Source organism: Enterococcus raffinosus (assembly GCF_019175485.1).
Taxonomy (GTDB): domain Bacteria; phylum Bacillota; class Bacilli; order Lactobacillales; family Enterococcaceae; genus Enterococcus_A; species Enterococcus_A raffinosus.
Window position 1 is genome coordinate 312,458 of record NZ_CP072888.1, and the last position, 23,481, is coordinate 335,938.

Annotated in this window: 22 protein-coding genes; 13 read left to right on the top strand and 9 right to left on the bottom strand. The window is 40.2% G+C overall.

Annotation, left to right across the window (positions count from 1 at the left end; translation table 11 throughout):
* Nucleotides 1-143: 143 nt before the first annotated feature.
* From J9537_RS01685 to J9537_RS01700, 4 genes are all read left to right on the top strand, one after another.
* Nucleotides 144-1,967, top strand: coding sequence for an APC family permease (locus J9537_RS01685; RefSeq protein WP_218256483.1), 1,824 nt, complete (start codon nucleotides 144-146; stop codon nucleotides 1,965-1,967).
* Nucleotides 1,968-2,202: 235 nt separating this feature from the next.
* Nucleotides 2,203-2,649: a MarR family winged helix-turn-helix transcriptional regulator gene (locus tag J9537_RS01690; protein WP_010747153.1), complete on the top strand. Its 447-nt coding sequence runs from the start codon at nucleotides 2,203-2,205 to the stop codon at nucleotides 2,647-2,649.
* Nucleotides 2,649-5,030, top strand: coding sequence for an ABC transporter ATP-binding protein (locus J9537_RS01695; RefSeq protein WP_218256484.1), 2,382 nt, complete (start codon nucleotides 2,649-2,651; stop codon nucleotides 5,028-5,030). The genes J9537_RS01690 and J9537_RS01695 overlap by 1 nt, the downstream gene beginning before the upstream one ends.
* A 15-nt stretch (nucleotides 5,031-5,045) precedes the next feature.
* Nucleotides 5,046-6,890 carry an ABC transporter ATP-binding protein gene (locus J9537_RS01700; protein ID WP_218256485.1) on the top strand — a complete coding sequence of 615 codons (1,845 nt, stop codon included), beginning with the start codon at nucleotides 5,046-5,048 and terminating at the stop codon, nucleotides 6,888-6,890.
* 49 nt (nucleotides 6,891-6,939) lie between these two features.
* On the opposite strand, the gene J9537_RS01705 is transcribed toward J9537_RS01700, so the two are convergent.
* Together J9537_RS01705 and J9537_RS01710 are read right to left on the bottom strand one after the other, a co-directional pair.
* Nucleotides 6,940-7,533 (bottom strand): hypothetical protein, encoded by a 594-nt coding sequence (locus tag J9537_RS01705; protein ID WP_245001274.1) that lies wholly within the window; start codon nucleotides 7,531-7,533, stop codon nucleotides 6,940-6,942.
* Complete coding sequence (locus J9537_RS01710; protein ID WP_218256487.1) at nucleotides 7,523-8,527, bottom strand: DUF4947 domain-containing protein; 1,005 nt, start codon at nucleotides 8,525-8,527, stop codon at nucleotides 7,523-7,525. Before J9537_RS01710 ends, J9537_RS01705 begins: the two co-directional genes overlap by 11 nt.
* Nucleotides 8,528-8,790: 263 nt before the next feature.
* On the opposite strand from J9537_RS01710, the gene J9537_RS01715 reads away from it, so the two are divergent.
* Together J9537_RS01715 and J9537_RS01720 are read left to right on the top strand one after the other, a co-directional pair.
* Complete coding sequence (locus tag J9537_RS01715) at nucleotides 8,791-9,432, top strand: L-fuculose-phosphate aldolase (protein ID WP_218256488.1); 642 nt, start codon at nucleotides 8,791-8,793, stop codon at nucleotides 9,430-9,432.
* 34 nt (nucleotides 9,433-9,466) lie between these two features.
* Nucleotides 9,467-10,507: a 2-hydroxyacid dehydrogenase gene (locus tag J9537_RS01720; protein ID WP_218256489.1), complete on the top strand. Its 1,041-nt coding sequence runs from the start codon at nucleotides 9,467-9,469 to the stop codon at nucleotides 10,505-10,507.
* 42 nt (nucleotides 10,508-10,549) lie between these two features.
* Here the strand turns inward: J9537_RS01720 and J9537_RS01725 are convergent, their stop codons facing one another.
* The 3 genes from J9537_RS01725 to J9537_RS01735 are packed head-to-tail and all read right to left on the bottom strand — an operon-like array spanning nucleotide 10,550 to nucleotide 13,152.
* Complete coding sequence (locus tag J9537_RS01725; RefSeq protein WP_218256490.1) at nucleotides 10,550-11,539, bottom strand: transketolase family protein; 990 nt, start codon at nucleotides 11,537-11,539, stop codon at nucleotides 10,550-10,552.
* A gap of 24 nt (nucleotides 11,540-11,563) precedes the next feature.
* Nucleotides 11,564-12,469 (bottom strand): transketolase, encoded by a 906-nt coding sequence (locus J9537_RS01730; protein WP_218256491.1) that lies wholly within the window; start codon nucleotides 12,467-12,469, stop codon nucleotides 11,564-11,566.
* 29 nt (nucleotides 12,470-12,498) lie between these two features.
* Nucleotides 12,499-13,152 (bottom strand): L-ribulose-5-phosphate 4-epimerase, encoded by a 654-nt coding sequence (locus J9537_RS01735; protein WP_218256492.1) that lies wholly within the window; start codon nucleotides 13,150-13,152, stop codon nucleotides 12,499-12,501.
* 214 nt (nucleotides 13,153-13,366) lie between these two features.
* On the opposite strand from J9537_RS01735, the gene J9537_RS01740 reads away from it, so the two are divergent.
* The 6 genes from J9537_RS01740 (at nucleotide 13,367) to J9537_RS01765 (ending at nucleotide 18,523) form a co-directional block, all read left to right on the top strand.
* A complete protein-coding gene (locus J9537_RS01740) occupies nucleotides 13,367-14,770 on the top strand; it encodes a PTS galactitol transporter subunit IIC (protein ID WP_218256493.1) in 1,404 nt (467 codons plus the stop codon).
* Nucleotides 14,767-15,807, top strand: coding sequence for a zinc-dependent alcohol dehydrogenase (locus J9537_RS01745; protein WP_218256494.1), 1,041 nt, complete (start codon nucleotides 14,767-14,769; stop codon nucleotides 15,805-15,807). Before J9537_RS01740 ends, J9537_RS01745 begins: the two co-directional genes overlap by 4 nt.
* A 14-nt stretch (nucleotides 15,808-15,821) precedes the next feature.
* Nucleotides 15,822-16,286, top strand: coding sequence for a PTS sugar transporter subunit IIA (locus J9537_RS01750; protein WP_218256495.1), 465 nt, complete (start codon nucleotides 15,822-15,824; stop codon nucleotides 16,284-16,286).
* A 96-nt stretch (nucleotides 16,287-16,382) separates the two neighbouring features.
* Entirely contained in the window at nucleotides 16,383-16,688 is a 306-nt protein-coding gene (locus tag J9537_RS01755) for a PTS sugar transporter subunit IIB (RefSeq protein ID WP_218256496.1), read from the top strand.
* Between the two features lie 52 nt (nucleotides 16,689-16,740).
* Nucleotides 16,741-17,547 (top strand): Cof-type HAD-IIB family hydrolase, encoded by an 807-nt coding sequence (locus tag J9537_RS01760; RefSeq protein ID WP_218256497.1) that lies wholly within the window; start codon nucleotides 16,741-16,743, stop codon nucleotides 17,545-17,547.
* 40 nt (nucleotides 17,548-17,587) lie between these two features.
* Complete coding sequence (locus J9537_RS01765) at nucleotides 17,588-18,523, top strand: sugar-binding transcriptional regulator (RefSeq protein WP_218256498.1); 936 nt, start codon at nucleotides 17,588-17,590, stop codon at nucleotides 18,521-18,523.
* Between the two features lie 52 nt (nucleotides 18,524-18,575).
* On the opposite strand, the gene J9537_RS01770 is transcribed toward J9537_RS01765, so the two are convergent.
* From J9537_RS01770 to J9537_RS01785, 4 genes are read right to left on the bottom strand one after another with little or no spacing between them, the layout of a single operon-like run.
* The gene (locus J9537_RS01770) at nucleotides 18,576-19,238 is read right to left on the bottom strand and encodes an ABC transporter permease (protein WP_028020376.1); all 663 of its coding nucleotides are present in this window, start codon (nucleotides 19,236-19,238) and stop codon (nucleotides 18,576-18,578) included.
* A gap of 5 nt (nucleotides 19,239-19,243) precedes the next feature.
* Nucleotides 19,244-20,158, bottom strand: coding sequence for an osmoprotectant ABC transporter substrate-binding protein (locus J9537_RS01775; protein WP_218256499.1), 915 nt, complete (start codon nucleotides 20,156-20,158; stop codon nucleotides 19,244-19,246).
* A 3-nt stretch (nucleotides 20,159-20,161) separates the two neighbouring features.
* Nucleotides 20,162-20,797: an ABC transporter permease gene (locus J9537_RS01780; protein ID WP_010747146.1), complete on the bottom strand. Its 636-nt coding sequence runs from the start codon at nucleotides 20,795-20,797 to the stop codon at nucleotides 20,162-20,164.
* 2 nt (nucleotides 20,798-20,799) lie between these two features.
* The gene (locus tag J9537_RS01785) at nucleotides 20,800-21,972 is read right to left on the bottom strand and encodes a betaine/proline/choline family ABC transporter ATP-binding protein (RefSeq protein WP_010747145.1); all 1,173 of its coding nucleotides are present in this window, start codon (nucleotides 21,970-21,972) and stop codon (nucleotides 20,800-20,802) included.
* Between the two features lie 431 nt (nucleotides 21,973-22,403).
* Between J9537_RS01785 and queA the strand changes: the two genes are divergently transcribed.
* A complete protein-coding gene (queA, locus tag J9537_RS01790; RefSeq protein ID WP_218256500.1) occupies nucleotides 22,404-23,435 on the top strand; it encodes a tRNA preQ1(34) S-adenosylmethionine ribosyltransferase-isomerase QueA in 1,032 nt (343 codons plus the stop codon).
* Nucleotides 23,436-23,481: the final 46 nt, after the last annotated feature.

Below are 23,481 nucleotides of genomic sequence, written 5' to 3' on the forward strand. Positions count from 1 at the left end.
TGTTTTGCCTGTTTTCGTGTTTTACTAAAGGTATGAAAATTTGTTGGAAAAATCATTGACATTTGATAGGAGTGCGAGTAATATTTCGCTTGTTTGCATTTTTTAAAGAGAATGCTGATTAATAGAAATAGGGAGTGAGTCTAGTGGATTATCTTAAACGCTTGCTGGTTGGCCGGCCGCTAAAGTCTTCGGAAAACGATGATCAAAACTTGTCACGTTTTGCTGCTTTAGCAATGCTTTCCTCAGATGCGCTATCTTCTGTGGCCTATGGGACAGAACAGATTGTTGTTGTTCTGGTTACCTTGTCAGCAGCAGCGATTTGGTATTCATTGCCAATCGCAATAGTCGTTTTGGTTTTATTAGCATCATTGATTTTATCTTATCGTCAAATTATTCATGCCTATCCTCATGGCGGCGGAGCATACGTCGTCAGTAGTGAGAATTTAGGAAAAAATGCTGGTCTGATTGCCGGCGGCTCACTTCTAGTCGATTATATGTTGACCGTAGCTGTGTCCGTATCAGCGGGGGCGGAGGCAATTGCTTCTGCAATTCCAGCCCTGTATCATCATCGCGTGTTGATTTCCGTTATTATTGTTTTATTATTGATGCTGATGAATTTACGTGGGCTGCGTGAAAGTGCGGGACTGTTGATGGTTCCCGTGTACAGCTTTATTGCGGTGATTACGATCTTAATTATTGTTGGTCTTGTTAAAATTGTGACAGGTGCAGCGCCCATGCATGCAACGGCTCAAGTCGGAGCAGTTGTTCCAGGAATTACTATGGCGCTCTTGCTGCGGGCATTCTCTTCCGGCTCTTCCTCGTTGACGGGGGTTGAAGCAATTAGTAATGCCGTTCCGTTCTTCAAAAAACCGCGCGCAAAGAATGCTGCAGGAACATTAGCAATGATGGGCTTGATTTTAGGATTCTTCTTTACGGGAATTACTTTTTTGAACTATTGGTTTGGAATTGTTCCGACGGCGGAAGTGACCGTCCTATCACAAGTGGGGGAAGCCGTCTTTGGTAAAGGTATCATGTATTATCTATTGCAATTTGTTACAGCATTGATTTTAGCGGTAGCAGCAAATACGGGCTTCTCAGCGTTTCCTGTCTTAGCTTACAATTTAGCAAAGGACAAATTTTTGCCTCACCGCTATCAAGATCGTGGCGATCGTCTAGGCTACTCAAACGGGATTATTACTCTGGCCTTAGGTTCCATTGTCCTGTTGTTGATTTTCCAAGGATCAACAGAACGCTTGATTCCATTGTATTCAGTAGGGGTCTTCATTCCATTCACGTTATCACAAACTGGGATGGTCTTGAAATGGCGTAAAGAAGGACATCACTGGATTCGAAAATCTATTGCTAACATTATCGGTGCTTTGATTTCATTTGCAATCGTAGTGATTCTATTTGTTTATCGTTTACCGGATATTTGGCCCTTCTTCATCATTATGCCGATTTTGATCTTTGGTTTTTACAAGGTTCATGAGCACTATAAAAATGTTGCCGAACAATTACGTTTAGTTGACGATGTTGAATTGCACGAATACGCTGGAAATACTGTGATTGTGCTAGTTGGAAATGTGACTCAAGTAAATATTGGCGCAATCAACTATGCGCGTTCAATCGGTGACTATGTCATTGCCATGCATGTATCGTTAGAAGAGAATGAAGAGAAGGAACGGGAGATACGTCATGAGTTTAGAGAAAAATTCCCGGATGTTCGTTTTTCAGTTGTTCGTTCTCCTTATCGGTCGATCGTCAATCCAGTCAGTCGATATGTTGATCGGGTAAGTAAAAATGCCAAACAGCACAACTATACAACGACTGTCTTGATTCCGGAATTTGTTCCTAATAGAACATGGAAGCGTTCCTTGCATAACCAAACGGCGTTGCGCTTACGTTTCCGCTTGTCTTATCGGGATGATATCATTATCAGTACCTATAATTATCATTTGAAAAAATAGAAAACTGTCAAAAGTGGGGTGTCCAAATTGCATGGATACCTTGCTTTTTTATGCTTAAAAACTATATTTCTTAAGAGAAATCAAAAAAATTAAAAATAAAACGGATTCATCTGTTTTTTTGAGTAAAATGGGTTGATTTTAATTGCTATTAGCGGTAATATCAAACAGCATTAATTACTAACACTGTTAGGTATTAATGGACTGAAATTATTTTTTCGAAAGAAGGAGGAGTCTAATGACATTCGCAGAAGATGCTGAACGTGAACTGATGCAGCTGATGGTCCAAAATCGTCATGGCGCATTCAGTAAAATAGAAAAGAGCAGCAAAGGCGCTAATATCGTCATTAAGGTGCTGGATCGTTTAGGTGAACCGACAAATCCGAAGCATTTAGCCGATACGCTTAATCTGTCTACTGCTCGAATTGCTGCTGTGTTGGGGAATTTGGAAAAGCGCGGATTGATTAGCCGAACGATGGATCCTGATGATCGACGGCGAATCAATGTCAGTTTAACGGAAAGCGGAAAAAAAGTAGCCAAAGCTGAAAAGCAGGAGATGCGAAATAAAATTGTTCGAGTGTTTGAGCTTATGGGAGAAGAAGACACAAAAAAATATCTCGAATTAACTGCAAAGTTTGTCGACTACTCGCAAAAATTATCCATGGAAGGGGAAGGTGAGCAATAGTGAAGATTTTTAAATATCTTGGTAAATATTGGTATGCGATCATCGCCGTATTTTTACTTTTAATTGTACAGGCATCTAGTGATCTGAGCTTGCCAAGTTTAACATCGGATATCGTTGATGTCGGTATTCAACAAGGAGGACTTGAACAGTCGACTCCAGATAAAATTAGAAAATCAACGCTTCAAGGAATCGAAATCTTCATGACCGATAAAGAGAAGCAAACGATTAAAGACAATTATAAGGAAGCTACTCAAACCGTTGATGGAAAAAAAGTGGCTATCTATAAACTAGATCTTCAAGAGGGCATGACGAAAGAAAAATTAGCTAAAATCTTTGATCTGCCAATGATGATGATTGCTTCGACTCGCTCAAAAGATTCAAGCAACGCGAAAGAAGCAAAAGAAATCATTAATGATTACACAGCTATTTCAAAAGATGCTGCCAAAGCACAGACGTTAGGACAGGAAGCAAAAGCTTTAGGTGAACAGGCACAAGCTGCTGGACAAGAAGCCGCAGCGGCAACAGATGGCGCAACGGCTGCCGCTAAAGGCGCTGAAGCTCAAAGCTTAGCTGCTGAGGCCCAAGCAAAAGGAGCAGAAGCTCAGAAGCTTGGCGAAGCGATTAAAGCAAAAAATGATGCGATGCCAGCCAAAGTAAACGCTGCGCGTAAGGCGACGAAGGATAGCTTAGGTGATGTTGGTGAAGCTTCATTGAAGACTGTCGGTATCCAGTTGACTTTAGCTGAATACAAAGCCTTAAACGTCAACACGCAAAAAATTCAAACCGACTACATGATCAAAACAGGTGCTAAAATGATCGGTCTAACACTCCTATCAGCAGTAGCAGCGATTATTGTAGGTCTGATTGGTTCGTTGGTTGCCGCGACAGTGGGTAAAAACCTGCGGGTCGGACAATATGAACGCACATTGGAGTTCTCTAACAATGAGATGGAAAAATTCTCTCCGGCTTCATTGATTACTCGAAATACCAACGATATCCAGCAGATCCAAATGGGGATCGTTATGATCATGCGTATCGTATTGTATGCACCGATTTTAGGAATTGGTGGTATTTACAGAGTATATAAAACCGGGACTGGCATGGGCTGGATCGTTGGTGTAGCTGTAGCGGGTGTCTTAGTTTTAGTCGTGACCCTGTTACTGACCACGATGCCTAAGTTTAAAGCTTTGCAAACATTGGTTGACCGTGTGAACCTGGTTTCTCGTGAAATTATCACTGGGCTCCCAGTTATTCGCGCGTTTTCTCGTGAAAAGTATGAAGAAAAACGATTTGATGTGGCCAACACGAATTTGATGAAAACACAAATGTTTGTAAACCGTGCGATGTCACTAATGATGCCGATCATGATGCTGTTGATGAATGGTATCTCGGTCTTGATCGTTTGGGTCGGCGGACATAATATGGACAATGGTCAATTACAGGTCGGAGATATGATGGCGTTTATTACCTACACGATGCAAATCGTTATGGCCTTCATGATGTTGTCGATGGTATCTATTATCTTGCCTCGTGCCAATGTGGCTGCAGGTCGTGTGGATGAAGTTTTGAACACAGAACCTACGATTAAAGATCCAGAACAACCAAAAGACGACCATGACTTTAAAGGTGAAGTGAAATTTGAAGGTGTTCAATTCCGTTATGGCGATGCTGATGCTGATGTACTACATCACATCAATTTCACGGCTAAGCCTGGTGAAACAACAGCCTTGATTGGGTCGACTGGATCAGGGAAATCAACGATCGTTAATTTGATTCCGCGTCTATTTGATGTGACTGGTGGACGAATTACCATTGATGGCATCGATATTCGTGAAATGAGTATGCACAAGCTGCATGAGATTATGGGCTTTGTACCGCAAAAAGGGATATTGTTCTCAGGTGACATTGCTTCAAATATCAAATTTGGCGATGCGGATATCTCTGATGAGCAAATGAAAAAAGCGGCTTCGATCGCACAAGCTGATGAATTTATCAACTCGAACGAAAAAGGCTTTGACCGTGCAATTTCTCAAGGTGGGACAAACGTTTCAGGTGGACAAAAGCAACGCTTATCTATTGCCCGTGCCTTAGCGAAGAATCCTAAGATATTGATCTTTGATGACTCATTCTCAGCTCTTGATAACAAAACAGATGTTGCATTGCGTAAAGCGCTAGCTGAAAATATCAAGGATGCGACGCAAATCATCGTGGCACAAAAAATATCAACGATCCTGCATGCAGACAATATTATCGTATTGGATGAAGGCCGTGTCGTTGCGCAAGGGCGTCATGAAGAATTGATGCAAACATCAGCTGTCTATCAAGAAATTGCTCAGTCACAATTAAGCAATGCTGAATTAGGCATAGAAGAAGCGGATTAAGGAGGAGCGAGAAGAATGGCAGAACAAAAACAAAATCGCCCTCATGGTGGCGGACCTGGCCGGGGAATGGCTGCGCCAGTAGAAAAAGCCAAAGACTTCAAAGGAACAATCAAAAAATTAGTTTCCTATCTTGGCGCATATAAAATCGCAGTTTTTTTTGTAATGATCTTTGCAGCAGCCTCAACGATTTTTAATATTTGGGGGCCAAAAATCTTATCAAAGGCGATTACAGAATTATTTAATGGCTTGATTAAGAAGTATCAAGGAACCGGCGATATTAACTTTGAGAAAATTGGTGGGATCTTAGTCTTCATGTTAGGCCTATATCTAGTAGCTTCCTTATTTGGAGTTATCCAAGGCTGGATCATGTCGACGATCTCGCAAAGAATTACGTATCGGATGCGTAAGGAAATTTCTGAGAAAATCAATCGCATGCCAATGAATTATTTTGAGAGTCGGACGACAGGAGAAGTTCTTTCCCGTATCACAAACGATGTGGACACTTTAGGACAATCCTTGAATCAAAGCTTAACTCAATTGATTACTTCAACCTTTACGATTGTCGGAGTTATCGTTATGATGCTTTCGATTTCAGTGAAGATGACAGGGATTGCGATCTTAATCGTACCAATTTCTTTAATACTGATCTTAGTTGTTGTGAAAAACTCACAAAAATACTTCAAAACCCAACAGGAATACCTTGGAGTTATCAATGGGAAGGTAGAAGAAACCATCGGTGGGTATACAATCGTTCGTTTATTTAATGAAGAAGAAAACTCATTAAAAGAATTTAAAGAGCAAAATGATGTATTGTTCAAATCAGCTTGGAAATCACAATTTCTTTCTGGTTTGATGCAGCCCATTATGAACTTTGTCGGAAACTTAGGCTATGTCGGTGTGGCGATCGCTGGTGGGGTTATGGCATACAACGGCTCAATCACAGTCGGAGATATCCAAGCGTTTATCCAATATGTACGTAACCTGACACAACCAATTGCTCAGCTTGCGCAAGTATCTAACATGCTTCAATCAATGGCGGCAGCGGCTGAACGCGTCTTTGAATTCTTAGCAGAAGACGAAGAAGATCAACTGGCTGAAAACCCAGTTCAGATCGACAAAGCAGAAGGCATGGTGGACTTTGAACATGTTCAATTCGGTTACACACCGGATAAGATCGTTATCCAAGACTTTACTTCTCATGTTGATCCTGGTCAGACAGTCGCAATTGTTGGACCAACTGGCGCTGGTAAAACGACAATGGTTAAGTTGCTGATGCGCTTTTATGATGTAAATTCTGGTGCAATCAAAATTGATGGTCATAACATCAAGGATTTCAATCGTGCAGATTTACGTAAAAATATCGGGATGGTTTTACAAGATACCTGGTTATTTAAAGGCACAATTATGGACAACCTTCGTTACGGTCGTTTAGATGCTACCGATGAAGAAGTTTACGCAGCGGCAAAAGCCGCTCACGTGGATCACTTCATCAAGACATTACCTGGCGGCTATAATATGGAGTTAAACGAAGAGTCTTCCAACATCTCGCAGGGGCAAAAACAATTGTTGACGATTGCTCGCGCGATTTTAGCAGACAAACCCATTCTAATTCTGGATGAGGCGACATCCTCTGTTGATACACGGACAGAAGGATTGATCCAAGAGGCTATGAATAACTTAATGAAGGGGCGTACCTCTTTCGTTATTGCCCATCGTTTGTCAACAATCAAAGATGCGGATAAGATTCTCTATATGCAAGGCGGAGATATTAAGGAACAAGGAAGCCACGAAGAATTATTGGCTCAAAACGGGCTTTATGCCGCATTGTATAATTCGCAATTTGAAGAATTATCAGAATAATAGAAAATGGACGGCCATCATTTTGATGTACCGTCCATTTTTTAATCACTCAGTAATGATCTTTATCTGTGATCATCATTGTCTTTTTATCGTAGTGAATGGTGATCGAATGACTAGTATACTCCCCATTTTTCAGTTTATTCCAAGTAGCCATTGCTCTTGGGGGCATTCCATAATCTTCTTTTTCCCAACTAGTCACCGTATCTGGTGGGCCAACAAGCTTTTCTAGTTCTTCGTAACTGGAACCGCCGGTGAAAGAATACTTCTCGTTATCGGCGTCGTAGTTCTCTGTTGCAACTTTTACCGAATCGTAAATACTTGATGTCCATTCTCCGGGAAATTCGGTTTTTTCTCCAGATTTTTCAGCGTTCGGTTTAATTGGTTTGTATGTCGGTGTGCGAGTATCATTTATTTTTGTAACCAAAAAACTAAGCGGACCCATTAAGACAAAAATAGTCGAAAGAACCGACCAAATCAAAATTTTCGTCTTTTTCTTTTGGGGATTGGACGGCTCTTGAATTGGTTTTTCTGGTGTCTTCTTTCTTTGTTTTAAATAGAGCGTACCACAGTAATCACATTTCCAGCCATTTTCAACTTGATGAAATTTAGTACTTCCACAGTTCATACATTCTTTACTTTTCATGATAAAGTCCATCCGATCCATAATTTTCAGGAAAATCATCTGGATACTTGCCTAGTCCTGCGCGTGGATATTTTTCCGGTAATCGAGTAAAGGAGACATAGCGGACTATCGGCGTCACATATCCTACTTGATCATCAGTGAAATAGACATTAGGTTTTCCTTGTTTTTCATAAACGAATTGCTTCGTATAGCCTGCATAAGAATTATCTTGAACGAAGGCAATAAAAGCTCGTACTTCTCGCCAAGTCAGTTTGCCTTGCTGCCATTGTTCTCTAAGAATTTTGGCTTCGTAACTCACGGGGTTATTTTGATCATCGAACTCAAGGGTAAGATTTTTTTGAATTTCCTCTGAATTTGTGAGAATGTCATCAGGTTGTCCCCAAATGCGTATAATATCTGAACTTGAGTATTGATCAAAATTAGGACCATAAGCCGCAAGAAAACCTGCTTCGCGGTAATAGGTGGTTACAGCGAATTCAGAGTCTGGATTTTCAATAATCATATCCTCTTTCGGTGCTGTTTTAAGTCTCTTATTTTTTAATGACTCATGTTCCGCTTGGGCTTTCTTCAAACGCTCTTCGAAGTCCGCAGTTTTGTCTCCGCCGTATTCTTTGACGGATGCGCTAGCTAGTTTCAGTTCGGTTTGATTCAAAGAAAGCTCAGCAATTCGTACATTTCTTTCTGGATTTTTTAATTGACTAGCAGTATACGTTTCTTTCCCAGGTTTATCAATTGCTGCGGGATTAGTGTAAGAAGCTGTTTTTGTTGGTGTTTGCTCTTTCGTAATGACCAGAAAAAATCCGCTAACTAAAAGAAGGCCCAACATGATAAGCAAAGTAATCCGCGTAATAGGCATCCTTTTTTGCGGAAGGCTACTCGTTTTTTTCGGGTCCTCTTCAAATTCATAAACAGCATGACAATAATCACATTCATAGCCCTCTGCGGTTTTATTAAAGTGATTTCCACCGCAATATTTGCATACTAAACCCTTCATCTTTTCTCCTCAAACTTCTTTTTCATAAAAGTCATCTTCAAATAACTTGAATAAATGATAACACGGAGTAAATGGTGAGGAAAAGCACATAATGAAGGATTAAGGGAAAGTTTATTGTGGTCTGTCTGCCTTTATCTTATGAACACAATTTCTGCATTTAGATAATATGTTCATATTTGACTATTATTTGAAAAGATGATAAGTTTCAAATAGAGAATGTTTTCTAATTATAGAACATAATTTCAAAAAGGAGAGGAAGAGAAATGCTGGAAGGAGAAAAGAAGTCATTGGTGGAGTATGGAAAGAAGCTTATTTCCTCAGGGTTAACGGCAGGGACAGGGGGGAATATTAGCGTATATGATTCTGAGAAGAAGTTGATGGCTATTACACCAAGCGGAATCGATTATTTTGAGATGACTACAGAGGATATTGTCGTATTAGATCTTGAAGGGAATGTGGTAGAAGGAACACGAAAACCTTCAAGCGAGTGGCAAATGCATTTAATCAATTATCAAAAACGTGGTGAGGAAGTCCGCGCGGTTGTTCATGCGCATTCAACATTTAGTTCTATCCTTGCTACGTGCCGTAAGGATTTACCAGCAAGCAATTATATGATAGCGATTGCAGGAGGGAGTGAGGTTCGCTGTTCGAAATATACGACGTTCGGGACAGCGGAATTAGCGGAGTATGCTTTTGATGCAATGAAAGATCGGTATGCCTGTTTTTTGGCGAATCATGGTTTATTAACTTGTGGTCCGACTTTGAAAGAGGCTTTTTCTATCGCTGGTGAAATCGAACGATTGGCTGGACTGCATATAGGCGCATCGTTACTAGGGGACCCAGTGATTTTAGATGATGCAGAGATGAAGAAGGTGCATGAACAATTTCCAAGCTATGGACAATAAATAGCTTCAGATTAATCGGAGAAGAGGCGAGAAAATGAGTAAGGTAATTATCGTGGGTGATACATTTGTTACAGTCGATACAATGAAAAGAGCTGTGGAATCTATGCTCCTTCCAAAACCATTAGAGGTTGTTGCATTGGAATGGTGTCCAGAAGATTCGCCTGAGATGTTTCAGCGAAACTTGAAGTTAATCGAGCAACATGGTCCTGAAGCAGTGCCTCCGCCTGAGGGAATCATGGAAGAACTGGTGGATGCAGACTATTTATTCGTTCATCTTGCACCGATTTCACGTAGGTTGCTGGAAAATGCGAAGCAATTGAAATTAGTCGGTACTTGTCGCGGTGGAGTGGAACATATTGACATGGAAGCGGTACACGAAAAAAGGATACCAGTTATTCATGTTATTCGAAATGCTGAACCAGTTGCAGATTACACACTGGGCTTAATCTATACAGTGACTAGAAATATCGCGCTTTCTCATGAGGCAGTGATGAAGGGTGAGTGGTCCAAAAAATTTCCGAATGATGGATACCGGACGACGCTTTCAAATCAAACAGTTGGATTAGTCGGGCTAGGTCATATTGGAAAAATGGTTGCCCAACGTTTAGTAGGTCTGGGAGTGGATGTGATCGCCTATGACCCGTTTGTTGAACAGGAAAAGGTTCTTGACTCAGGACTGTCTTTAACATTTGTTTCTTTAGAGGAGCTATTTACAAAAGCAGACATTGTTTCGCTGCACATGCGTGTCACACCGGAAACGGAGAATCTAGTGGATGAATCATTGTTAGCGCTGATGAAACCTAGCGCTTATTTGATTAATACCGCAAGACCAGGAATATTAGTAAAGGAAGCGTTCATTAAAGTTTTGAAGGAGCGTAAAATTGCTGGGGCAGCGATCGATGTTGTTTGGGAGGAACCGATGGCATTAGATGATCCTTTGCGAGAATTGGATAATATAGTTATTACGTCGCATATCGCAGGTGATACAGTCGATGCGATACCGAATTCACCGTTCTTATTAGCGAAAACAGTAAATGACTATATAAAAACTGGAGTCAGTGAATTTATTATATAAATAAGCGTTTCTGAGAGGTTATTTCTCAGAAACGCTTTTGTGTTATACCCGATCGTAATCTTCTAAACGAATGTCTTCTAGTTCTTCTTCTTTGAAGCCTAAGTCTTTATCTATTATTTTTTCGACAGCTTTTATTAATGAAGCGGCGTCTAGCCCGTATTTTTTTAATAAATATGGTTTTGATGCACCATGTGTCCATTCATCGTCAATTCCGACTTTGATCAAGGGTCTATGCAACTGATGTTCTAACATCACTTCGCCGACTGCGGTACCTAACCCGCCGATTTTCACGTGGTTTTCCATTGTAACAACACCGTGCTTTACTTTTTTGATAGATTCTACTACCAACGGATCGGTAAATGGTTTCAATGTTGTGATGTGAACATGCTGAACAGAAACTCCTTGCTTTTCCAACCATTGGGTAGCTCTCATAGCCTCTTCTGTACAGATGCTGCTGGAGAACAAAGCGACATCGGTTCCCTCTGAAATGACACGACCCTTATTGAACTTAGTCGGCTTGTCAGGAGAGAAGAGTCGCGGCATTTGCCCACGAAGCATTCGAACGTAGATAGGACCATTTACTTCTTTGCAGATGTCTAATGCGGATTCAACATCTGTCGCATCGCCACAGTCAAAAATTGTCATATTTGGAACGGTTCTTAAAATTCCGACGTCTTCGATGGATTGATGAGTGACCCCCCCGGGAGTGGTAATTCCAGGAACGAATCCTAAAAGTGAGACAGGAAGATTCGGGTAGGCAATCGACATCTCCAATTGATCCAGCGGTCGACGATATAAAAAGACTGCAAAAGTGTGTAGGAAAGGACGGAAACCCTCTCGAGCTAAGCCAGCGGCCCAGCTTAACATGTTTTGTTCAGCGATCCCCATAGATAAGTATTTTTCAGGGAAAACTTTTGGGAACTCCTTTACCTCGCAAGAAGTACCAAGGTCGGCAGATAAAACTAAAACGTCCTCATTTTCACGTGCAAATTTGATCATATTTTTTGAATGAACATCCGATTCGATTTTCATAATAAGACTCCTTTCTGATTTAGCTTACATTTCATTGTAAAATGTTTCATATTTATCAAATTCTTCTCCCTGTTTTAAACGAACGAAATGCAAAATGGGTCTTCTTTCGTTTAAATAAGGGATTCCTTGCGTTGGATCAGTATAGCAAAGGATAACTAGTGGTTTATTCTTTTCACCTTTTTTTGTAGCTTCTTCAATAGCGTTGATGTCATGTCCATCGACAGAGACAGCTTTTGCTCCAAAAGCAGTGAAGCGATCCTCTAATGGTTCAATATTCATGACTTTTTTGGTTTCTCCTTCGACCTGCTGTCCGTTGATGTCGACTAATAAAACGAGATTATCCAATTCATAAAAAACAGCTGCCTGTATGGCTTCCCATAATTGCCCTTCTTCCATCTCGCCATCGGACATCATCACGAATACACGTCCTTCTTCCCCGCGCAATTTTCTTGCGTGAGCAGTTCCGCCTGCGACACTGATTGCCTGATCTAAAGTCCCGGCAGCATTTTCGAATCCTGGTGTGTGATTGGCTCCAATCATTTCCATTGAGTAACCGTCGCGGTTGAACATCTCCAACGCGTCTTCGTCTAGGCGATTTGCTTCGATCAAAGCTGCATATACGGGCGCAGCATAATGAGCCGGTGACACGAAGAAACGATCATAAGGAGCTTTTAATGATCCGTGATACTCAGCTCCTTGAATGTAATCCATATTGTCCTTTGAAGGGGTTCCTGGGAACTTTTCAGGTAGTCGGGGCGCTGTGCTTTCGCTAAGATTGAGTACGCGTAAATAAAGCGTTGCGAAAAGTTCGGCTGAAGAGCAGGCTTGTGAAAGGTAACAGCCATTTCTTTCAAGTGTCAATTTCAGTACGTGTTTGCGAATGTTTTTTGCAGCTTTTTCTACATCGGCGATCGTATAATTATTTGCCATGATAAAACTCCTTTTTTATATAATTGTATTTATTTTTGACCATAATTGTTTTGATAGAAGTCATATACTTCAGAAGTATAGGAAGAGTCTAATGGTTTTATTGCTCCATTTAATGTTCGAGCATAATAGACACTTTGAGCGGTTTCTTCAAGGATGACAGCATTTTTTAATGAATTTGTCGCAGATTTACCTACTGTAAAGACCCCATGATTTTTTAACAAAATTGCTGGGCAATTCGTTTCTTGATAACAACGTACGATTTCGGCTCCGATAGCTTTTTCACCTACGGCTGCGATTCTAGATAAAGGAATTTCTCTACCAAAAACGGCAGCGGAAGTCGTTGTATAAATAGGAAGTGGTTCTCCAGCAATCGAAAATGCAGTAGCGTATGGAGAATGTGTATGGGTGATACCAAAAACGTCCGGACAATGATTGTACACATAGAGATGTGATTCTGTGTCGACAGAAGGGGTTAGGTCTCCTTCTATCACATTTCCTGCTAAATCAACCACAATCATATTTTCAGGAGTCAAGTCCTCGAAATGAATCCCGCTAGGTTTGATGACCACATATTCTGTTTCTGGATCTTTTGCGCTGACATTTCCGCTCGTCCATAAAACCAATCCATTTTTAGGAAGCGCTTTATTTTCTTTGCAGACAGTCTTTTTCAATTGTTCAAGCATAACGATACCTCCAATATTGTTTTTTACATTATTTCATCATAAAGAACAAATGTCAATGCCGGATTTTTAAATTAATTTGTATAAAATCTATTTATAGTAATTAAAAACCACTGTAATCGTTTCCAATAAAAGTGTTGACAGAACGAAAAACCCGTGCGATACTTTTCATAAGTTCTAACAAGTGAAAAATAGTTCAATAAAAGGAGGAATTATTGTGGAGTTGTTACAAAATATCTTAAGTTCTTTTGGTGCCGCTGTTGTTGTACCGGTAATGTTGTTCATCGTAGCCTTATTTTTGAAGGTAAAGCCGAAAAAAGCCTTTCAATCTGCGTTAAATGCCGGAATCGGATTAACAGGTTTCAACTTGATTGTTAATTCATTTGTGCCGATTGTTACACCTGTCATCAATAACATGGTTGAACAAACAGGTGTTAAATTACCAGTATTTGACACTGGTTGGCAGGCAACCTCAGTTATTGCCTATTCTACACAGGTAGGTGTCGTCTTCTTAGTAGTGGGATTGGTCCTGCAAGTGGCTTTGTTTCTATTAAAGTGGACAGATGTATTTATGCCTAGTGATATGTGGAACAACTATTCTTTCATGGTTTGGGGTTCTATGATTTATTTGATTACCAGTAACATGGCTTTAGCCATGGCTTGCATGATCGTGCAAAACTTATACGTCATGCTACTTGGAGAAGTAATCGCAAAACGCTGGGCCAATTATTATAATTTGCCTGGTACGACATTAACTGCACCGCATCATGTAACTTCTGTTCCTTATGCAATCGTGATGAATTGGCTTTTAGATAAACTAGGTGCTGGGAAAATCAATTGGGATCCTGCCACTTTGAAAAAGAAATTAGGGTTTTTAGGAGAGCCAGTTACTTTAGGATTGTTTTTAGGTTTATTAATTGGTATTATGGGAAATTTGAATAATTTAACTTCATTAGATGGTTGGGGCAGTGTTTTCACAATGGGGTTAGCAGTATCAGCCGTTATGGCGATTTTCCCTCGGGTCGCAAGTATTTTCGCTTCAGCATTCACTAGTCTAACGAATGCTAGTAAGAAAACTGCGAAAGGCAGCGGTAAAAACCGTGAATGGATGCTCTCTGTCAATGACGCCGTCGGTTACGGGGAACCCGCAACTTTAATGACTGGGCTGATCTTGATTCCAATCATGGTATTGCTGGCGATGATTTTACCAGGAAATGAAACGCTACCTTTGGTTGACTTAATCGCTTTGCCATACATGGTAGAAATGATTATTTGTGTTTCGAAAGGAAATATTTTCAAAGGCGTTATATCAGGAATCATTTGGTTTACGATTGGACTATACGTATGTACATTAACAGCACCATACTTTACTGAAGTTGCTGCTCAAGTTGGCGTGAATATTCCAGAAGGTGCTATGATGATTACGAGCTTCGGAATTTTATACAATCCTGTGATGGCATTAATCTTTTTAGCCTTTTTATCAGGGAACTTTTTATGGATGGGAATCGTTGTGGTTCTTTATTTAGCAATGTATGTATTGTTCAAGAAAAATAAACAAGCTGTTTGGAGTTTCTTGGAGGGTGAGAAAAAGGATGCTCCAGAAGAAAAGGTGGTTGCATGAAGGCGCTAGTCAAAACAGAACCTGGCTATAATAAAATGAAGTTGTTAGAAATTGAGAAGCCTGTACCTAAAGGAACCGAAGTATTGGTTAAAGTGATTTATACAGGAATTTGTGGAACAGATATTCATGGATTCAAAGGGGAATACGATCGCTTGAAGACACCGTTAGTGTTGGGTCATGAATTCTCTGGAGTAGTCGAAGCAATAGGAGAAAGTGTAACAAATGTACAGAAAGGTGATTTGGTCACTAGTGAGACGACATTTGATACTTGCGGGGAATGTGAATCATGTAAAAATAAGGAGTACAATCTTTGTTTAAACCGTCAAGGAATAGGCAGTCAAGTGAACGGCAGCTTTGCGGAATATGTGTTGACTCGGGAAGAGAGCATCCATGTTTTAGATGAAAAAATCAGTTTATTGGCCGCATCGATTACAGAACCTATCGCTTGTGGTGTTCATGCAAGCCTTGAAAAAGCGCAAGTTAAGAAAAATGACGTGGCAGTGATTGTCGGACCTGGTCCTATTGGCTTATGCTTAAGTCAAGTATTAAAAAGTGTTGAGGCCAAAGTGATTGTTGTAGGAATCACTCAAGATGGAGAACGTTTGAAAACGGCAAAAGAATTAGGTGCAGATATCGTCATTGATTCCTTGACAGAAGACGCGGTTGAGATCATAAATACATTTACTAATGGAAAAATGGCAGATTATTGTTTTGAATGCTCTGGTGCAGCCCCCGCAATCAAAAATATTTTTGATTATTTGAAACAAAAAGGAACTTTAGTACAAATGGGGGTCTTTTCTAAAAGCTTAAATGAGTTAGATATGAATTCAATTGTACAAAGAGAAATGAATGTTATTGGTTCGCGCTCGCAAAAACCGTCTACCTGGCGTTTGACTTTGGATTTAATGAGAAAAGGAATGATTAATGCGGAACGATTGATTACAAAAGTTTATCCATTGGAAAAATGGGATGAGGCAATTGAACAAGTAATGGCTGGCAATGAGATAAAAGTTGTATTACAGCCGAACAAACAATAAGGTGAGGATTAGTGATGGAAGAGAGAAATCTTGTAGAAAAAAATTGCATCTTGCTTGATCAAGATGTCCATTCATTTGACGAAGTCATTCAATTAATCGGAGCGGAATTTGAAAAGGCGCAAATTGTGAAACCATCCTACGTGGATGCTGTGATTGCCAGAGAAAAAGTATTTCCTACAGGCTTAGCGGCTGACGGACATAATATCGCGATTCCTCACACGGACCCGGAACATGTCTTGCGTCCAGGGATGGGTGTCGTTGTTACGAAAGAACCGATTGAAGTTTCCATGATGGGAAGTCCGGATATTAAATTGCAAAGCAACATTTTTTTCCCGCTGGCAATGGAACACCCTAAGAAGCAGTTGGCCTTGTTGCGGCAACTAATGAGTGTTTTTAAAACGAAAGAAGACTTGGATTCGATCCGTATGGCTAAAACGCCCGAAGAAGTTTTAGCGGTAACTGGTAAAATAAAGTTTTAACAGACATCAATTGATGAAAGCGTTATACTATTGGTAGATAGAGGAAATGCTATGTGCCTGAGAAAAAAGAATAACAAACTAATGGGAGGTTTAGAAATGGCTGAAATTAAAGTTTTATCCGTGTGCGGATCTGGCACGGTTAGTTCAGCAATGGTTGGTGAACGGATCGTCGAGCTGTTAGAGGAGCACGGTTATGAAGTAGAGATTCAAGAAGTTAACCCGGGAATGGTAAAGGGAGCTGTAGCCAATGGAGATATTGATCTAATTGCCTTTACAAGTCCAATTGACCCAGCAGATGCGGAGGGAATTCCACAAATCAATTCTGTCGGATTATTGACGGGTTTAGATGAAGAAACATTCTTAGATGCAGCGCTAGAAGCCTTGAAAGAAATGGGAAAATAATAATTTGTAAGGCTGGATCAGAGTGTCCAGCCTTTTTTGAAAGGATAGAATAATGAAGTTAGTGGCTTTGGATCTTGACGGAACAACACTAAATTCCAGCGGAAAACTGACAAAAAAGGTTACTGAAGCGATTCGTTTAAGAGCTGAATCCGGTGCGTACCGATTTGCTTTTTGTTCTGGACGACCCATGTCTGGTGTTTTGCCCCATGCGGAAATTACAGGCATCGCTGGCGATTATCACGTAATTGCCAATGGAGCAATAGTGCAAAATGGAACCGGTCAGAAACTTATTGAGGAGTTGCTTGATTTAAACGATTATTGGGAAGTGGTAAATTATTGTCAAAACAATGGCTTGACATGCATCGCTGTTAACGAGCGAGAAGTAACAACTTCTTTTCCAACAATCAATCTAGGAACTTTAGAATTTTGTTTTCTAACAAATAACCAGTTAACTATCTGTCCAATCAGCGAACTTAACCCAGCGGACAAATATTCCAAATTGCTTATTTGTGATAACCCCGATATAATTAAGCAGAACAAAAGTAAGATAGAACAACGCTTTTCTAATCATTATTCTTGTGTTCAGGGATACCCCACAATGATTGAGTTTTCTAAGAAAAATGTCAGTAAGGGAGCAGCATTAGTAAAACTAGCTGACTATTATGGTATTTCCAATAGTCAGGTATTTGTGATCGGTGACAATGGGAACGATCTCTCGACTTTTGAAAGATTTTCTCAATCAATCGCCATGGGAAATGCTACGATTGAATTAAAAAAGGCAGCGAAATGGCATTGTCCAACGAACGATGAAGATGGAGTAGCAAAAGCGTTAGAGCTCATTGACGAATTTATTACATAATTACAGGATGTCGGTCCAGTATTCGAACTAGGAGGAAAAAATGGCGAATGATATTTCTACATTATTAAAAGTAGCAGAACTTTATTATTTAGATAGGATGAACCAAAATGATATTGCGAAAATAATTGGGGTATCCCGTCCATCCATTTCCAGAATGCTGGAAGAAGCCCGTGAAAAACAAATTGTCAAAATATCGATCGAAGCGCCCTTTGAGCGAAACAATAAACTGATGATGCAATTAAAAGAAAAATTTGATTTATTAGAAGTTATCGTTGTAAAGAGTTTAGGGGACTACGATTATGATCTAGACAACGTAAGTAAAGCTTCAGCAGATTTTATCAGCAATGCGCTATCAAATGATAAGATTTTAGGGATATCTTGGGGTGTAACGGTCGAAAAAATGGTGAAAAATTTCCCGGATCATGACTTAAAAAATGTTCATGTCGTTCAGCTGACTGGAAGTTTAGGCCCAAATCGAACAGTGATGGATGGAAATGAACTGGTTTTCCGCTTAGCGCAAAAACTAAACGGACGCCATGAATTTTTCAATGCACCGGCTTTTGTCAATTCTAAAAAGCTGCAGGAAGAGCTGTTGGCGCAACCGCAAATTGATTTGAATATCTCACTTGGACGGAAAATCGATGTGGCGTTTAGCGGAATCGGAAATATCGAAACGACGCGAAATACACTTGTCTCTTCAGGGATTTTAGATAACCGGGATTTGAATGATCTTGTGGCCGAAGGAGCTGTGGGAACGATGATCGGTCGAGCGTTTGATATTGAAGGAAAAGAAATTCAATACCGCAATCAATTTCCGATATCTAGCGGCTTAGACTCTTTACGCCTAGCCCCAATTAGTATCGGAGCAGTCTGCTCGAAAAAAAGAGCGACGGCAACTCTAGGCGCCATCAACGGTAAATTGATCAATGTGTTGATTTGTGATGAAGAAGTTGGGTATGAATTATTAGATTGTTAACTAAAAAAATGCTGCTGTTTGAAGGTCTCTTCAAACAGCAGCATTTTTCATTTTATTTACTTGTTTTAGTAGCAGGGTCTAATTTCCGTTCGACCATCCCTAAAATCCAGTCAGTCATGATAGCCATTAAAGCAGTAGGTAAGGCACCTGCCAAAATAATGGCGGTCCCATCTGTTGCATTCGTACCACGAATGATAATATCGCCTAAACCACCCGCTCCAACGAATACTCCGATGGCAGTGATTCCGATGGCAACGACTAACGCATTTCGAATTCCTGCCATAATGACTGAAACGGACAGAGGCAGTTCGATCATATAAAGTCGCTGCCAATTTGTCATACCCATGCCGGTTCCGACGTCTAAGGCATTTTTATCGACTTGCCGCATACCAGTGTAAGTATTTTTGATAATTGGTAGTAACGAATATAGAAATACTGTCAGGATAACAACGTTGACACCAAGACCCATTCCAATCATCAATACGGAAATCATTGCCAATGAGGGGATTGTTTGGATAACATTGGCTAAACGAATAACCCAATTGGCTAACTTTGTATGGCGCGCAATGAAAATCCCCAACGGAATTCCAACGATCGCGGCGAAGATAACTCCATAGATCGAGATTAAGAAGTGGCGTACAAATTGGGCAAAAATAATACTGCCATTCGTTTGATAGTATTGAATGAATTGTTGAAAAGTATTTAGATTTTCCACTACGCTCACTTCCCTTCGAAATAGTTATGTTCTTTTAGAAAATCTTCTGCAACGATTTGTGGTTCGACTAAGTCATTATCTGCGCGATAATTAAGCTTTTGCATCTCTTCAGTAGAAATCGTTCCTGCAAGACGTTCCAGTGCATCTTTTACTTTGGGATCAGATTTCAATAGCTTATTAGAAACGATTGGCGCAGCGTCATAAGGAGGGAAGAAGCGTAAGTCATCTTCCAGCATTACGAGATCATAGCTGGCGATACGTCCATCTGTTGAATACCCGAGAACAATATCCATCTTTCCAGCTGAGAGGGCATCATATACAAGGCTGACCTGCATCGGTAAGATTGAAGAAAACTCAAATCCATAGGCTTGCTTAAATCCTTCGTAGCCATCTCCTTTACGTGTAATCCAAGAAGTGTCTACCCCAGCTTTCAATTCTCCTGAAACTCGTTTTAAATCACTTACCTTTTTAAGATTATATTTTTCAGCGGTATCTTTTCTTACTAAAAAGACATAGGTGTTATCAAATCCGTAAGATGGGAACCAGGTTTGATCAAAACGCTTTTCAAATTCATCATGTACGATATTGAACGCTTTTTTCGGATCTTTTTCCGCAGGCAATTGCAAGATAGAGGATAAATCTGTTCCCGTGTAGCGTGCGGAAGATATGGAAGCATCGTCTTTTAACATAGCTTGATGGTTAATCATATTGGTAGCTAAATTATTAATTACAGTGGTCTTTTTATCCGTATAATGTTCAACCATACCAGCAGTGATGCTTCCTAATATTTGCATTTCTGAAGTAATCCCGCCTGTAATAGCGATTGTGTCTTCATCATTGGAAGCTAATCCAGGAAAAGAACAACTACTTAGAAACAATAATGAAAGTCCGAGTAAAGCTAAAACTTTTATTTTTTTCATTCTTTACTCCTCCTTCCTTAGTGCTGCGGGTGTCATGCGATCCTCTAAGAAACCTAATAAGAGGTCCACAATTAACGCCATTAAGATAACAGGAACGGTTCCAGCGATAATCAAAGGGGGTTGGAAATTATTCAAACCACTGAAAATCATATCCCCTAATCCGCCTGCTCCAATATAAGAAGCCAGCGTTGCCCATGCAATTACATACACTGCGGCTAAACGAATACCAGCCATGATCGTTGGGACTGCGATTGGCAATTCTACCGTGAAAATTGATTGCAAATTGGTCATCCCCATGCCTTTAGCAACATCTCGGTAATTTCGGTCCACATTCTTCATTCCGATATACGTGTTTCGTAAAATCGGCAATAAAGAATAGATAAACAACGCGATGATCGCTGGGAATTTACCTACGCCGAAGAAGGGAATCATCAAAGCAAGCAAAGCAAGTGAGGGAATGGTTTGTAAGACACTGGCAACTCCGATAACAAAATTTGATATTTTCGGCAGGCGAGTCAATAAAATGCCTAAAGGTACAGCAACTAAAATACCAAGACCTAATGCAATAGCAGAGATATATAAATGTTCAGCACTCTTTGTCAGCATTTGCCCACCATATTCATTGATGAATGCTTGCATAGTTATGCCTCCTCGCTTGTAATGCTTTCGGCCGCATCTCCGAAGGTTTCTTCTTCACCCCAAAGAACATCATAAATGATGTCTACAAGGGAAACTCTTGTTAAAATGCCGACAAGATGCTTGTTTTCATCTACGACGGGAACATATTTAACGCCACGTTTTAGAATTCGTTGTAAACTATCACGAACCAAAGCTGCTTCCTTCACATAAAAAACGTTTGGATTAATAATATCCCCTACACTTGTCGCTTTACCGCGTCGACGTTCACGGTCGATAGTTTCGACATCGACAAATCCCTTTAAGACATTGTCTTCATCAACAATCAATAACGTATCTACACGTTTTTCGCGCATTAAACGAATGGCATTTTGCAAGCTCTTTTCCGGTGTAATAGATACGGCGGTATGCATCATAATTTCGCCAACTGTTGTCGTATCCGGTTTTGCTTGTAATAATCGATCTTCACCCAAAAGCTCCTCTACGAATTCATTCGCGGGTTGCTGCAGGATGTTTTCCGGTGTATCAAATTGAATGACTTTTCCGTTGTCCATAATCGCAATTCGATTGGCCAATTTTAAAGCTTCATCCATATCGTGGGTAACGAAAACGATGGTCTTACCTAAGCGTTCTTGTAAATCCTTCACAAGGTCCTGTAAAGAATCGCGAGTGATCGGGTCGAGGGCACCAAAAGGTTCATCCATTAAAATGATGTCTTGATCGGCTGCGAGTGCTCGAACAACCCCAATCCGTTGCTGTTGCCCACCAGATAGCTCATGGGGATAACGATCCAGCATGTCCCGCGGTAATTCGACTAGATCAATCATTCTTTCTGCTGTTTTATTCTGCTCTTCTTTGTCTACCTTTAACAAACGTTGAACAAGATTAATATTTTCACGAATCGTCATGTGTGGCATCAGTCCAATATTTTGGATGACGTACCCGATTTGACGACGCAATTCAACAGGGTTTTTCTTCTGAATGTCTTCTCCGTTAATCGTGATTGTTCCTTTTGTTGGATCAATCATCCGATTAATCATTCGCATAGTCGTCGTTTTCCCGCTCCCACTTGTACCAATCAAACAAATGAATTCTCCTTTTTCAAAAGAGAGGTTGACGTCCTCAACGGCTACTTTGTTTCCATTGTAAATTTTAGAAACGTGGTCAAACTCAATCATTTTTTCACTCCTTCTTTCTGAATAAAAATCATCTTATTAGCGCTTTGTACACCAAGATTACGAACTTGCTAATGCAAGTTCGTAATCTTAATAATTAGCATCTTAAATGTAGAAAAGTTAACAGACTTATAGTTTTAGTATGCAACAAAGGTCAATTAAAAACAAATAACTGGCTTGTTTTTGGTCAAAATAATGTATTAGAAACCGTTATCTATGGTTTTAAAATAACCGTTACACCCTTAGTACATCACATTTTTCTCATCACAAAGGAGTAGAGAAGGGGAGAATAAAAAAACATTTTTATACTAATGAAAGAAATCAATTTTTAAATTTGTATTATTTTTTCTTTTGGTTCTTGAGGAAGAAAGCAGCACGGTGCTTTTCAATCAGAATTCCCCATGATAGAATAGCGAAGGAAAAGAGGAGAAGCTATGTTAACCACAGAGGATTTTGATTTTGATTTACCAGAAGAATTAATTGCCCAGACCCCTCTAGAAAAACGCGATAGTTCGCGTTTATTAATTTTAGATCGGGAGACTGGTCAAATTGAGGATAAACATTTTGATGAGATTATTGAGGAGTTAGCTCCTGGTGATGCGCTAGTAATGAATGATACTCGAGTTTTACCTGCTCGCTTATATGGAGAGAAGCCAGAAACCGGCGGTCATCTAGAAGTACTCTTATTGAACAATACACAGGGAGATGAATGGGAGACATTAATCAAACCAGCGCGTCGGGCGAAAGTGGGAACCCAAATCGTGTTTGGGGATGGACGTTTACGTGCAGAAGTGAAGAAGGAATTGGAGCATGGTGGTCGGATCGTAGAATTTTCCTATGAAGGAATCTTCTTGGAAAATTTAGAGTCTTTAGGAGAAATGCCCTTACCGCCATATATCAAAGAACGTTTAGAAGATCCTGAACGTTACCAAACCGTGTATGCGAAAGAAAATGGCTCAGCGGCAGCACCCACTGCAGGTCTGCATTTTACACCAGAACTATTGGAGAAGATTGCTGCGAAAGGCGTGAAGCTTGTCTATTTGACATTGCATGTTGGGCTTGGGACATTCCGACCGGTAAGTGTAGACAATATTGCTGAGCATCAAATGCACAGTGAATTTTATCGTTTGACAGAAGAAGCTGCGGCTCAATTGAATGAGGTTCGTGATAAAGGCGGAAAAATAATTGCCGTTGGAACAACATCTATTCGTACGCTAGAAACAATCGGAACGAAATTCAATGGTGAAATCAAAGCCGACAGTGGTTGGACAGATATCTTTATCACACCTGGCTATGAATTTAAAATTGTTCAAGCATTTTCGACGAATTTCCATCTGCCGAAATCAACACTAGTAATGCTAGTCAGTGCTTTTGCTGGACGAGAAGAGACTTTGGCGGCTTATCATCATGCAATCGAAGAACGCTATCGTTTCTTCAGTTTCGGTGACGCAATGTTTGTTAAATAAGACCAAAAGAAACCAGTGGATGATTTCACTGGTTTTTTTGCACACA